The sequence below is a fragment of the Vreelandella songnenensis genome, from assembly GCF_003002925.1.
Lineage (GTDB): Bacteria > Pseudomonadota > Gammaproteobacteria > Pseudomonadales > Halomonadaceae > Vreelandella > Vreelandella songnenensis.
Window position 1 is genome coordinate 1 of record NZ_PVTK01000013.1, and the last position, 13,138, is coordinate 13,138.

The 13,138-nt window shown below is 59.0% G+C and carries 10 protein-coding genes; 1 reads left to right on the forward strand and 9 read right to left on the reverse strand.

Annotated features, from left to right (window positions below; all coding sequences use genetic code 11):
• Positions 1 to 354 precede the first annotated feature (354 nt).
• The 4 genes from B0H98_RS15835 to B0H98_RS15850 form a co-directional block, all read right to left on the reverse strand.
• A complete protein-coding gene (locus tag B0H98_RS15835) occupies positions 355 to 2,160 on the reverse strand; it encodes an acyl-CoA dehydrogenase C-terminal domain-containing protein (RefSeq protein ID WP_106376038.1) in 1,806 nt (601 codons plus the stop codon).
• Positions 2,161 to 2,368: 208 nt separating this feature from the next.
• A complete protein-coding gene (locus B0H98_RS15840; RefSeq protein ID WP_106376039.1) occupies positions 2,369 to 3,136 on the reverse strand; it encodes an SDR family NAD(P)-dependent oxidoreductase in 768 nt (255 codons plus the stop codon).
• Positions 3,137 to 3,155: 19 nt separating this feature from the next.
• Positions 3,156 to 4,826: an AMP-binding protein gene (locus B0H98_RS15845; RefSeq protein WP_106376040.1), complete on the reverse strand. Its 1,671-nt coding sequence runs from the start codon at positions 4,824 to 4,826 to the stop codon at positions 3,156 to 3,158.
• A gap of 194 nt (positions 4,827 to 5,020) precedes the next feature.
• Positions 5,021 to 5,584: a TetR/AcrR family transcriptional regulator gene (locus tag B0H98_RS15850; RefSeq protein WP_106376041.1), complete on the reverse strand. Its 564-nt coding sequence runs from the start codon at positions 5,582 to 5,584 to the stop codon at positions 5,021 to 5,023.
• Positions 5,585 to 5,723: 139 nt separating this feature from the next.
• On the opposite strand from B0H98_RS15850, the gene B0H98_RS15855 reads away from it, so the two are divergent.
• Entirely contained in the window at positions 5,724 to 6,911 is a 1,188-nt protein-coding gene (locus B0H98_RS15855; RefSeq protein ID WP_106376042.1) for an acetyl-CoA C-acyltransferase, read from the forward strand.
• Between the two features lie 60 nt (positions 6,912 to 6,971).
• Here B0H98_RS15855 and pstB read toward each other — a convergent pair whose 3' ends face one another.
• The 5 genes from pstB to B0H98_RS15880 form a co-directional block, all read right to left on the reverse strand.
• Entirely contained in the window at positions 6,972 to 7,787 is an 816-nt protein-coding gene (gene pstB, locus B0H98_RS15860; protein ID WP_106376043.1) for a phosphate ABC transporter ATP-binding protein PstB, read from the reverse strand.
• 21 nt (positions 7,788 to 7,808) lie between these two features.
• On the reverse strand, positions 7,809 to 9,167 hold the full coding sequence (gene pstA / locus B0H98_RS15865; protein WP_106376044.1) for a phosphate ABC transporter permease PstA: 1,359 nt from the start codon (positions 9,165 to 9,167) through the stop codon (positions 7,809 to 7,811).
• A gap of 6 nt (positions 9,168 to 9,173) precedes the next feature.
• Positions 9,174 to 10,553 carry a phosphate ABC transporter permease subunit PstC gene (pstC, locus tag B0H98_RS15870; RefSeq protein WP_106376045.1) on the reverse strand — a complete coding sequence of 460 codons (1,380 nt, stop codon included), beginning with the start codon at positions 10,551 to 10,553 and terminating at the stop codon, positions 9,174 to 9,176.
• A gap of 101 nt (positions 10,554 to 10,654) precedes the next feature.
• Positions 10,655 to 11,665 carry a substrate-binding domain-containing protein gene (locus B0H98_RS15875; RefSeq protein WP_106376046.1) on the reverse strand — a complete coding sequence of 337 codons (1,011 nt, stop codon included), beginning with the start codon at positions 11,663 to 11,665 and terminating at the stop codon, positions 10,655 to 10,657.
• Positions 11,666 to 11,838: 173 nt separating this feature from the next.
• Entirely contained in the window at positions 11,839 to 13,026 is a 1,188-nt protein-coding gene (locus tag B0H98_RS15880; RefSeq protein WP_106376047.1) for a multidrug effflux MFS transporter, read from the reverse strand.
• Between the last annotated feature and the right edge of the window lie 112 nt (positions 13,027 to 13,138).

Genomic DNA, 13,138 nt, shown 5'->3' on the forward strand with positions numbered 1-13,138 from the left:
CGCCCACATGAATTACCTGATCAAATTGTTAAAGAGCGGTTTCGCTTGAAGAAAGCATCGACTCGATGACCGGAGCCGCTTGCCTCAGCGAGGAAGGCGTATTCTACGCATTTCCTGGTGTTTGTCAAGGGCGTTGTTTTCGATGTAAAACCTGCCACATCCAAAACCGCTAACTACCTGACAAACCGAAGGTTTTCACCTTCATGCACCGCTGGTAACGCTTGGCGTCCCCGGCAGCGGATGCGTACTTTACGGCTTCAGAGAGGTGATGGCAAGCGCTTTCTGAAAATAAAAAGGCGGCAGGCTTCTTCCTGAGAAGAGAACCTGCCGCAAACCACCGATCAGAAAGCTTTGCTAGATCTCAAACCCTAGACCGAAGTCTTCGCTGGAGATCGCCATCAGACTTTGCGCTCCCGCCTTGATCATCTGCGCGTGTGCCTGAGTGCGCGGCAGCAACCGCTGATAGTAGAAGCGCGCCGTGTTCAGCTTGGCGGCATAGAATGCCTTGTCGTCGCCTTCAAGCGAAGCGGATGCCTGTTTGGCAGCGCGGGCAAAAAGATAAGCCAGTGCAACATAGCCGGAGTACATCAGGTAATCGACGCTTGCCGCTCCCACCTCTTCGCGATCCTGCATCGCCTTCATGCCAACACCCATGGTCAGCTCGCCCCATTCGGCGTTGAGCTTGGCCAGCGGCTCGATAAACTCTTTGAGGGCAGGGTTATCGGCTTCAGTCTTGCAGAACTTGTGAATCTCCTTGGTGAAGACCTTGAGCGACTCGCCTTGGCTCATGAGCACCTTGCGGCCCAGAAGGTCCAGCGCCTGAATGCCAGTTGTCCCTTCATAGAGGCGCGTAATGCGCGCATCACGCACCAGCTGCTCCATACCCCACTCTTTAATGAAGCCGTGACCACCGAAGATCTGCACGCCTTCATTAGTGCTTTCAAACCCTACCTCCGTCAGGAAAGCCTTGACGATAGGCGTCAACAGCCCGAGCAGCGTTTCGGCACGCTCCTGCTCTTCATCGGGCTGACCGTGCTCCACGATATCGAGCATTTGCGCGGCGTACAGCACCAGCATGCGGCCACCTTCGGCAAAGGCCTTCTGGGTCAGCAGCATACGACGCACGTCAGGGTGAACGATAATCGGGTCAGCGGGCTTGTCCGGTGCCTGCTTGCCTGAAAGCCCACGCATCTGCAGGCGATCACGGGCGTAGCTCAGCGAATTCTGGAAGCTGGCTTCGATCAGCCCCAACCCCTGGATACCCACACCAAGACGGGCAGCGTTCATCATGGTGAACATGCACGCCAGCCCCTTATTGGGCGGCCCAACCAGATAACCGGTCGCACCGTCGAAATTCATGACGCAAGTAGCGTTACCGTGAATCCCCATCTTGTGTTCGAGCGAACCGCAGGTAACGCCGTTACGCTCACCCACGTTACCCTGAGCATCCGGCATGAACTTGGGCACGACGAACAGTGAAATCCCTTTGGAGCCTTCCGGCGCATCGGGCAGTTTCGCCAGCACCAGATGAACGATGTTTTCGGCCAGGTCATGCTCACCCGCCGAGATAAAGATCTTGGTACCGGTAATGGCGTAAGCGTCGCCTTCAGCGGGTACCGCGCGGGTCTTGATCAAACCAAGGTCAGTACCGCAGTGCGGCTCGGTCAGGCACATGGTACCGGTCCACACCCCTTCAACGAGCTTGGTCAGGTAGGTGGCCTTCTGTTCATCGGTACCGTGATGACGCAGGGCGTCGGCCGCGCCATGGGAAAGGCCAGGATACATTCCCCAGGCCAGGTTGGTTGCACAGATCATCTCCGAAAGCAGCATGGCCAACGAGTGCGGCAACCCCTGACCACCGTGCTCCGGGTCGGCGGCGAGGCTAGGCCAGCCGCCTTCTACATACTGCTGATAGGCTTGCTTGAATCCGTCAGGCGCTTTTACTTCACCGTCTTCCAGGCGGCAGCCTTCAGCGTCGCCGCTCTGATTGATCGGCAGCAGCACCTCGCGCGCAAAGCGCGCACCCTCCTCCAGAATTGCGCTCACCACATCGGGAGACGCATCATCGTCTTTGGACAACGCTGCATAGTGGGCGGGGTAATCGAGCATTTCATCCATGACGAAACGCATATCGCGCAAGGGGGCCTGATAGCTGGGCATTGCACTTCTCCTGAACGGGGGGCTGAAAACCGGAACGCCTTACGAGGCTTTCAAACACGTGTTTGAAAATTAGCGCGCCCCGCCAGGCGAGTCAAGCGAGCGTTTGAATATAACCCACCAGAAGCGCCATTCTTTAGTCGAACCCACCGGCCCATAAAAAAGCCTGCCCACTGGGGCAGGCGAGCTTTAAAAGCCATGCCACATTTAGCTACTGCATACGTATACCACCGTCCAGGCGAATCACCTCACCGTTGAGCATGGGATTGATAATGATCTGCTCGGCAAGTTGAGCAAACTCCTCCGCCCTGCCCAGCCGCTTGGGAAACGGCACGGCAGCAGCAAGCGCCTGAGCCGCTTCATCGGGAATCTCGCTCATCATGGGCGTCTCAAACACGCCAGGAGCAATGGCCATCACGCGGATGGCATGCCGTGAAAGCTCTCGCGCCGCGGGCAGGCTCATACCGACAACCCCCGCTTTCGATGCGCTATAGGCACACTGCCCTACCTGGCCATCAAAAGCCGCAATGGAGGCGGTATTGATGATCACCCCACGCTCGCCGCTATCCGCTGGCGTATTTTTCGCCATGGCCGCCGCTGCCAGGCGCATCACATTGAACGTACCTACCAGATTGATATGGATGGTTCTTGCATAGCCTTCCAGGTCAGCCGGGTTGCCTTCACGGTCCACCAGCTTGGCAACGCTGACCACTCCCGCGCAGTGAACGACGCCGGCAAGCCCCTGCTCTTCGCTCAGGGCAACGGCCATGTCGAACGCCTGCTGCATCTGCTCGGCCGAGGTGATATCCACTCGGCAGGCCCTGGCACACTCGCCCAGACGCTCGGCAAGCGTCGTTACTTCTTCATTCAGATCACACAGCACCACCCTGGCACCCGCCTTTGCCAGACGTTCAGCGGTGGCCGCGCCCAACCCCGAGGCGGCGCCGGTAATCAAGAACGTACGATCCTTTACCTGCATTGCAGCTCTCCTTGATGAATTACGGTGTGTGGCGAATCTGATCAGCCGCCTGAGCACGCAGCTTGAAGCGCTGAATCTTGCCGCTGGGGGTCTTGGGCAGCTCATCGACAAACTCGATCACCCGAGGAAATGCATGAGTCGATAGGCGTTCGCGCACCTGCTGACGAATCTCCTCTGCAAGCTCTTCACTGGGCGTATATCCATCGCGCAGTACGATATAGGACTTGATCACCTCGCCACGAATGTCATCGGGCTGGCCAACTGCCGCCGATTCCGCCACCGCCGGGTGGGTCATGACGCTATTTTCCACATCCGTAGGCCCTACCCGGTAACCGGCGGTCGTGATGATATCGTCGTCACGCCCGGCAAACTGGAACGAACCGTCCGCGTTGCGAACTACCACATCGCCAGTCAGGTAGTAGCCGTTTACAAAGGGGTCTTTCTCCTGCCAGGTATATCCCTGAAAGAAATGTGCCGACGAGCGCTCGATATCCACTGCCAGCACTCCCGGCTGCCCGGCAGGCAGCTCGTTATACTCGGCATCCAGAATCGCCAGGCGATAGCCGGGCAGGGGCACGCCCATTCCCCCTACATGCTTGGGATGGTCGAGAGAGTGATGGTTGTTGCAGGTCATGCCCGTTTCGGTCTGCCCGTAATGGTCCATGACCGAACAGCCCAATGATTTCTCGACCCAGTTGACCACCTCGGTATTCAACGGCTCGCCCGCTGAACTTGCGGCACGCAGATCAAGCGTTTCATGGGCATCGTCAAACAGCCCCGATGCTTTCATCAATCGGTACGCCGTCGGCGCGGCGGCAAAATTGGTGATGCCGTGACGCTTCATGAAGGCAAGTGCCCCTTCAGCACTAAAGCCTGCCTCACAGAAATGCGTGGTAACGCCCAGCAGCAGCGGCCCGGCAATGGCGTAGTAAAGCCCATAGGCCCACCCGGGGTCAGCCATGTTCCAGAAGCGATCCTCTTCTCGTAAATCAACCGCAAGCTCCATATACAGCGCAAACGCGGTCATCGCGGAAAGCGGCACCGCAACGCCTTTGGGTTTACCAACGGTACCCGAGGTAAACATCTGCAGAAAAGGTGCTGAGGAGGCAAGCCTGGGCGGCTTCTCGCTCATGGGCGCATGCGCCAGTGCCGCTTGCCAGTCCAGGTCGCCCGTGTGTTCCCCGCTCGCTCCTCCCACAGCAAGTATCGGCGGGCACTGACTCAGGCCATCGAACTTGTAACGGTTGGCGTGATCGGTGATGACCAAGCGCGTATCTGCCCGGCTCAGGCGGTAATCCACCGCGTCCGGACCAAAGGCGGTAAACAGCGGCTGATAGACGCCACCTATTCGCCAGGTAGCCAATACGGCCACCAGCAGCGCCTTCGAGCGGGGCAGCATGCAGGCAATGCGGTCGCCTTTTTCAAGCCCCTGCGCCACCAGCCAGCCCGCCAACCTGGCGCTCTGCTCGTCGAGCTCTTTGTACGTCAGGGTATGGACTTCACCACGGGTATCTTCATGAACCAGCGCCAGTACCTCGCCGCGCCCAGAACGCACGTGGCGCCCGCAGCACGCCTCATAGGCATTGAGCTGGCCATCCTGATGATCATCCAGTCGCGAGGTCGCCTGGTCGATAGAGAAGCGGTCAAGATAGTCCGCATAATCGGGAAGTGGTGCTGGTGTCGCTGTCATGATGGCTCTCTTGTATTGTTGGTAGTGAGCAGTCTGCAACGCGGGGGATCAACATCTAGCCCTAGAGTGGTTCTTTCAGTTTACGTTAACGTAACCCTATCAATAGTCCTCAACGCTAAAAGCAAATGACAGGGAGCGCAAGCGATGCGCACTGTTTACGCGTTATACGTTGGTAGCGGGGAGCTCCCAAACGCCTAGCGCGCCATGATCATGCCTACCAGCTCATCAGCCAGATCGTCCGGAGTGCGCGACCCATTGGGGTCATACCAGCGTACTGTCCAATTCAGCGCGCCCAGCACGAAGCGCGACACCAGGAATCGGTCGCCGTGTATCAGTCCCGCGTTGAGCGCCGCGTCAATGACGTCCACCCACAGCGCTTCATAGGCATCGCGTAGATGACTTAAGTGAGCGCTGGCTGCAGGATCCAGCCGTCGCCATTCGAATAGTGCCACCACATGCGCATTGCGATCGGCAAACAGGGTTTCCAGATGGGCACGCGCCATTGCCCGCAAGCGCGCCTCGGGGTCCGAGCCACAGCGCTTGAGGGATTGTCGAGCAATGGCGAGGGCATTTTGGGTGCCCTCTTCGATCACCGCGGCCAAAATTTCCTGCTTGTCCTTGAAATGGTGAAACAGGCTGCCTGACTTGATACCCATTTCCTGAGCCAACATGCGCACAGTGGTGCGATCAAAACCCTCTTGAACGAACAGCTGAGCCGCCAGCCGGGTGAGTTCCTTGCGGCGAGGTGATTCATTCATTACATTCATATCATTCACACTAGCGCTTGCTTGGTTACTCAGGAGAAAACCACAGCCCCGGCAGCGGGTCAACGCATCGCTGGTGACTTCACGCCACCACTTCACGTCATAAGCACAATAAATCTGAAGGAGTCAGCTCATGAGTCGCGCGAACGATATCGTGTTTCTTGCCGCCACCCGTACCCCCATGGGCGCCATGATGGGCAGCCTTTCCACCATGAGCGCCGCCGAGCTGGGCGCAGTGGCCATCAAGGAAGCCATCAAACGAGCCGGCATCGAGCCCGGCGCCATCGATGAAGGCATCATGGGCTGCGTACTGCCCGCCGGCGTAAAGCAAGGCCCTGCCCGTCAGGCCATGCGTCAGGCGGGTATTCCAGATGCCATTGGCGCCACCACCATCAACAAGCTGTGCGGCTCGGGCATGAAGGCTGCCATGCTCGCCCACGATCTGATCAAGGCCGGCAGCGGCGACATTCTGCTGGCTGGTGGCATGGAGTCGATGTCCAACGCCCCCCACGTCTTGACCAAGGCCCGTGGCGGTTACCGGCTAGGCCATGGCGAGCTCAAGGATCACATGTTTCTCGATGGGCTCGAGGATGCGGAAACCGGCAAGCTGATGGGCGTGTTTGCTCAGGATATCGCCACACAGCGCGGTTACACCCGCGAGCGCCTGGATGATTTCGCGATTGCCTCACTCGAGCGCGCCATGGCGGCCACGAACGGCGGGCATCTGGCAGCCGAAATGGCCCCGGTCACGGTCTCCACTCGCCAGGGTGAAACGCTGGTCGAGCACGATGAGCAGCCGTTTCAGGCAAAGCTGGACAAGATCCGGGCGCTGCGTCCCGCGTTTGCCAAGGACGGTACGATTACCGCGGCCAACGCGAGCTCGATTTCTGACGGCGCTTCGGCGCTGATTCTGGCAAGCCAGGAAGCCGCCGAGCGCGTGAGCGCCAAGCCGCTGGCCCGAATGCTCGGCCACGCCACCCACTCGCGCCATCCCAGCGAATTTACCATTGCCCCGGTAGGCGCGATTGAAAAGCTGATGACGAAGCTCGACTGGCGCGTCAGCGACGTCGACCTGTTCGAGATCAATGAAGCCTTCGCCGTGGTGACGCTGATGGCCATGGATGACCTGGGCTTGCCCCACGAAAAGGTAAACGTGTTTGGCGGTGCCTGTGCTCAGGGCCACCCCATCGGCTCGACCGGCTCGCGCATCATCGCCACGCTGATCCATGCGCTGCGTACCAAGGGCGGTAAACGGGGTATCGCCAGTCTGTGTATCGGCGGCGGTGAAGCCACGGCAGTAGCGGTGGAACTGATCGATTGATTCGCCCGGCTGGCATGACAAGACATGAATGCCAGCCGGGGTTAGAGGAGGTTACAGGTACTAGCCGAAACGGCCGGTAATGTAGTCGTGGGTACGCTGATCCTGCGGGTTGGTAAATATCTGATCGGTGCTGTCCACCTCCACCAGATCACCCATATGGAAAAATGCGGTACGGTCGGCAACGCGCGCGGCCTGCTGCATGTTGTGGGTCACCATCACGATGGTGTAGCTCTCGCTCAGCTCATCGATCAGTTGCTCCACCTTGGCAGTGGCAATCGGATCCAGCGCGGAGCACGGCTCATCCATCAGAATGATATCCGGGCTGACCGCCACGGTGCGCGCAATGCACAGCCGCTGCTGCTGACCGCCGGAAAGCCCGGTACCAGGCTTGTCCAGACGATCCTTCACCTCCTCCCAAAGTCCCGCGCGGCGCAGGCTGCTCTCGACGATATCGTCAAGTTCCGCCTTGCGCCGGGCAAGCCCGTGTAGGCGTGGCCCGTAGGCGATGTTTTCGTAGATCGACTTGGGAAACGGGTTCGGCTTCTGAAACACGATACCTACCTGGGCACGCAGCAGTACCACGTCACGATCCGGCGCGTAGATGTCGTTGTTGTCCAGCGTGATCTTGCCCTCTACCCGGCAGATATCGATGGTATCGTTCATGCGGTTCAGGCAGCGCAGAAAAGTCGATTTACCGCAGCCCGAAGGGCCGATAAACGCCAGCACCTCGTTTTCATAGATGTCCAGATCTATCCCGTTGATGGCTTGTGCATCACCGTAGAAGACCTTGACGTCCTGGGCGTTCATCTTCACCTTGTCCTTGGCCTTGCTCACACGGCTTTCGCCGTTGCCAACGCTTACCGAAGATGTCGCCATGGGTTGTGCAGGAATATTCACTTACCACCTCGTCTCGAATTTTTTACGCAACCAGATCGCCAGTGCGTTCAAGCTCAGCATCAAGCCTAGCAGCACAATGATGGCCGCCGACGTGCGTGCTTCAAAGAAATTACGCAGCTCGTTGCCCTGCCACAGGTAGATCTGAACCGGCAGAGCGGTCGACTGTTCAAGCGGCGTTCCCGGCACGTTGGCCACAAACGCATTCATGCCGATCAGCAAAAGCGGTGCGGTTTCGCCCAGCGCCTGCGCCACGCCCAGAATGGAGCCGGTCAGGATACCGGGTAGCGCCAGGGGCAGCACATGATGAAATACCGTCTGCACCCTTGAAGCGCCAATACCCAGCGCCGCCTGACGAATGGAGGGCGGAATGGAGCGCAGCGATGCCCGGGTGGCGATAATGATAGTCGGCAGGGTCATCAGCGTCAGTACCAGCCCCCCCACCAGCGGCGCCGACAAGGGCAGGCGCAGATAGCCGATGAAGATCGACGCCCCGAGCAGACCAAATACGATAGAAGGCACCGCCGCCAGATTATTGATATTGATTTCAATCAGGTCGGTCAAGCGGTTCTTGGGCGCAAACTCTTCCAGATAGATCGCGCTGGAAACCCCCAGAGGTACGGACAGCGCAATCACCACCACCATCATGAACAGCGAGCCCATGAAGGCGCCAGCAAGGCCTGCCGAAGCCAGCGAGCTGCGTGAGTCGGTATTCAAGAACAGCGAGGTGCTGAACGCGTTGCGAATCACTCCCTGCTCTTCCAACCGGTCGGCCCACTCACGGGTCTGCGCGCTGAGCTGCTGGCGGGCATCGGGCAGGTCGCGGTCGATATTCCCCTTGATCCAGACATCCACGTTGGCGCTTGCCAGCATCTTGAGTTCGATGGTCTGGCCCAGCAGCGAAGGGTCTTCGACGAAGCGGTCACGCAGCGCGTAGCGCTCTCCGGAGGTTACCAGCGCACGCAGATCGCGCAGCTGGCGCGGCTCGACCTCTTCACCCAGGGCCTCTTCCAGCGCGTTATCGATCAATGTCTGCCAGTTCACCAGCCCCGCCCGGGTCAGCCATTGGGAGTAGCGCTCGTCGAAGGCAAACTGACTCTCGCCGCTTTCGCGCTCCGGTTTTGGCTCAAGCTGTATGATGTCCGGGTCGAAGTAGACGTCGGTGTAGAACGTGGCTTGCCAGAAGGCCGGCACGCCGCGCATCAGAATGCTGACAAACAGAATGGCCACCAGCGTCATGCCGGTAATGACTGCCATCAGCCCCATTCGCCGGAAGGCGTTCTCCTTGCGGTGCCGCTTCGCCAGCGATTTTTCGATCGTCATGAGCCGGTGCTGACGACGCTGTTCAATCGATATGGACATGGTCACTTACTCGTATTGCTGGCGGTATTTACGCACGACAACCAGTGCGATGACGTTTAACCCTAGCGTGATCACGAACAGGGTCAGGCCGAGGGCAAAGGCCACCAGCGATTGGGGGCTGGCAAAGTCCATATCGCCGGTCAGCTGATTGACGATCGTCACGGTAATGGTCGAGACAGCCTCGAAAGGATTGGCATGCAAGACCGGGTTATTACCCGCGGCCAGCACCACGATCATGGTTTCACCGATGGCCCGGCTGGCCGCCAGCAGGAACGCGCCGACAATACCCGGAAGTGCCGCGGGCAGTACCACCTGACGAATCGTTTCCGACTTGGTCGCGCCCAACCCCAGCGCTCCGTCGCGCAGCGATTTCGGCACCTGGGTGATGATGTCGTCAGACAGCGAGGAAACAAACGGGATGATCATGATGCCCATGACCAGGCCCGCCGTCAGCGCGCTGGTCGTACGAATATTGATGCCGATCAGATCACCGATGCTGGACAGGAACGGCCCCACCACGATCAGAGCAAAGAAACCGTAAACAATCGTTGGAATACCCGCCAGTATCTCGATCACCGGCTTGGCCACGTTACGCAGCCAGGGCGGCGCATACTCTGCCATGTAGATAGCGGTCATCAGACCCACCGGAATGGCCACCAGCAGCGCGATGGTGCTGACCATCATCGTGCCCCAGAGCAGCGGCAGCAGGCCGAACTCACCCTGGTTGCTGGCACCGGAAGTGCTGAAGCGCGGGTTCCAGGTGGTACCGAAGAAAAACTCGATAGGGCTTATGAAGCTGAAAAACTTGAGCGCCTCCCCCAGCATGGAAAGCACGATACCGATGGTGGTAAAGATGGCCACCGCAGAGCTTGCCGCCAGGGCGATCATGATGACCCGCTCGACCTGGTTACGGGCGCGCCAGTTGGGCGATATGCGCCGGCGGGCAACGATCAACCCCACCACGACCAGCACCGCCATCAAGGCTACCAGGCTGAAGTTTTCAATGGTTTGAAGCCTTGCCATGTGCGCCGCGGCGGCAAGCTCTTCAGGGCTGCCGCCACCAGCCACCCCTCGCCCCTCGGCCAGCGCCGTGACGCGGCGCAGAAAGGTCTGCAACTCACGGTCACTGAGACCGGCGACCAGGTCGGTGGGCAGTTGCTGGGTCACCAGCATGTCGATCATCTGCGGTGCCAGAAAGGACCACAGCAGGAAAATGGCCAGTGCCGGCAGGCCACACCAAAGGGCGACCAGCACGCCGTAATAACCGGGCCGCGAATGCATGCGTACATCGTGCTCAGCCGCCATCGCGCGGCTGCGGGTCAAGCCCAGATGGTATGCCAAAGCCATCATTACCAGCAGCGTGGCTATCAAGGCAAGGTTGCTCATTATCTCTCCGCCTTTGACTTGCTACGTTTAAACGCCGGCACCACTGAGTGATGTCGGCGTAAAAACAGACCTGATTAACGTAAAAGCCTGAACCGTGCAGCTTACTCGGCGGTAGCAACTGTACGTGATTCGAACTGCTCAAGCGCTTCGGCACGCTCTTCTTCATCCATCGGGATGAGACCTGCGTCTTCCAGCGGGCTGCCGTAACCTGACGTCATTTCGTTCAGGAAGAACTCGGTGTACTCGGCCAGGCCAGGAATCACGTCGAGGTGCTCGCCCTTCACGTAGAAGAACAGCGGACGGGAAACCGGGTACTCGCCAGAACCGATGGTTTCAAGGCTTGGCGTTACGCCGTCAACGGTGGCCACTTGCAGGCGGTCACGGTTCTGGTCATAGAAGCTCAGACCGAATACACCTACCGCGTCTTCCTGAGCATCCAGGCGCGCCAGAGTTTCGGTGTAGTCACCGGCGATTTCAACGATACGGCCATCGCCACGCAGGTTGTTACAGGCGTCGTCTTCTACTTCGGCAACGGTGTCACAGCCTGGGTGAATCACCTTCTCTTCGAAGACTTCACGAGTACCGTGGTTGGAAGCCGGGATGACCAGCACGATTTCCTGGTCAGGCAGGCTTGAATCGATTTCAGACCAGCGGGTATAGGGGTTATCCACCAGCTCGCCATCCTGGGGCAGCTGGGCTGCGGCCGCCTTGAAGACGTGCTCAGGTGTCAGGGCAAACTCGGCGCGGTCAAGGCGCGAAGCGAACACGATGCCGTCGTAGCCGAATTTCACTTCAAGAATTTCGTTGACGCCATTCTCGGCGCAGCTTTCGATTTCACCGCTGCGAATTGAACGTGAAGCGTTGGCAATATCAATGGTGTTCTCGCCAACACCCTGGCAGAACTGGCGAAGGCCGCCGCTTGAACCACCAGAGCCAACCACCGGCGTGTTGAACTCAGCGTAAGTGTTGCCAAACTCCTCAGCCACGATGCTCGCAAACGGCAGTACGGTAGAAGAACCCGCAATCTGGATGGTATCGCGCGCCATGGCGGCGGTTGAAACACAGGCAGCTAGACCGGCGACGACTGCAACACTTAGCGTATGCTTTTTCACGTTGTGTTCCCCTCTGGTTTAATATCCGGCCAGCTACTGCTTACCGGAAGAGTTGGCCTTCTGGCCTTTCACACCGAGGAGTTTGCACACAAACGATTGCAGAAATGTGACAGTCGAAAAAATCTTGGCGGCCTGGCTCAGCAGGCAGTCGCTTTTACGGCCAACCAAGCACACTAGACACGACGAGCAGGCTTCACCGTCAGCAGGCGCACGCCCACATTACCCAGCAGTGAAGCCCCCAGCATGGTCAATACCATCGGCCACAGGTGCGCCACTTCAAACGCCCCCACCAGAAACCCGGCCAAGGCCCCGCAACTGAACTGAATGCCGCCCAGCAAGGCCGTGGCGGTGGCACTGATGTGCCCGAAATGATCGAGTAGCGAGGAGATCGCGTTGGGGGTAATCAGACCAATCATGCCAGTGAACAACATGACCAGCGGAACTACCGTATACAGCGTGGCCATATTCAGCAAGGTCACCAGTACAAGGCCCAGCGCGGCCACCAGCTGTACGGTCAACCCCAGGCGCAGATTCTGCTGTGGCGTGCGCTCGCGCAACAAGTAAATGTTGACTCGGTTGGAGAGCGCAATCACCACGACGTTGACACCAAACACCAGCGGATAAACGCCCTCGGAAAGCCCGAAGTAGTCCAGGTAGATAAAGGGTGACGCCGTGACAAAGGCGAAAAGCCCGGCAAACGAGGCGGCCACCGCACAGATATAGCCCATCCCCTCTCGATGGCGCAGTACGCTTGTATAGTTCTGGATGACTTGACGAGGCGACGCGGCGGGCAGCGTCATGTCGCGGGTTTCCGGCAACCGCGTGCCCAGAAGCCAGAGCAGAAACCCGGCGTAGGCCGCCAGGAAAACGAAGATCAACCACCAGCCGGCAATGTGCAGCAGCACGCTGCCCACCGCCGGCGCCACCAGCGGTGCAAGCATCATGATCATGGCCATGGTGGACATCACCCTGGCCGCCTCGCGGCCGCTGAAGCAGTCACGCACGATGGCCGCGGAGTTGACCACACAGGCGCCACCGCCCAAGGCCTGAAGAAACCGCCAGACCAGCAATGTCGTCAGGCTATCCGCCGTGGTGATCATCAAGCTTGTCAGCATGAACACCATCAACCCGCCCAGCAGCACCGGCTTGCGCCCTACCCGATCAGAGAGCGGGCCAAAGCAGAGCTGACCGATGGCAAAGCCCAGCAGGAATACGCTGATGGAAAGCTCGGTGTGGTGAATGCTGGCATCAATGGAATCCGCCAGCACGCCAATAGCGGGCAGATAGGCATCAATGGCAAACGGGGCTAGCGCCGTATTGGCCGCCACTAACAGGGCGACCCGGCGAGGATTGAGTTCCATGAGGCTCCTTGAATGATTGAAGCAGCAGCGTGTCTGCCAGCGGTCGATAGGCCGCTAAGCATACAGCTGCCACATGAAATAAGCACCGCAGACGCGCAAAACTGCAACATAA

Bases quoted from the DNA above. Each gene is read 5' to 3' on its own strand.
- pstC (WP_106376045.1), bottom strand. From the start codon at position 10,553: ATGAGCAACCTTGCCTTGATAGCCACGCTGCTGGTAATGATGGCTTTG.
- B0H98_RS15855 (WP_106376042.1), top strand. From the start codon at position 5,724: ATGAGTCGCGCGAACGATATCGTGTTTCTTGCCGCCACCCGTACCCCC.
- B0H98_RS15840 (WP_106376039.1), bottom strand. From the start codon at position 3,136: ATGCAGGTAAAGGATCGTACGTTCTTGATTACCGGCGCCGCCTCGGGG.
- B0H98_RS15880 (WP_106376047.1), bottom strand. From the start codon at position 13,026: ATGGAACTCAATCCTCGCCGGGTCGCCCTGTTAGTGGCGGCCAATACG.
- pstB (WP_106376043.1), bottom strand. From the start codon at position 7,787: ATGGCGACATCTTCGGTAAGCGTTGGCAACGGCGAAAGCCGTGTGAGC.
- B0H98_RS15850 (WP_106376041.1), bottom strand. From the start codon at position 5,584: ATGAATGAATCACCTCGCCGCAAGGAACTCACCCGGCTGGCGGCTCAG.
- pstA (WP_106376044.1), bottom strand. From the start codon at position 9,167: ATGTCCATATCGATTGAACAGCGTCGTCAGCACCGGCTCATGACGATC.
- B0H98_RS15835 (WP_106376038.1), bottom strand. From the start codon at position 2,160: ATGCCCAGCTATCAGGCCCCCTTGCGCGATATGCGTTTCGTCATGGAT.
- B0H98_RS15845 (WP_106376040.1), bottom strand. From the start codon at position 4,826: ATGACAGCGACACCAGCACCACTTCCCGATTATGCGGACTATCTTGAC.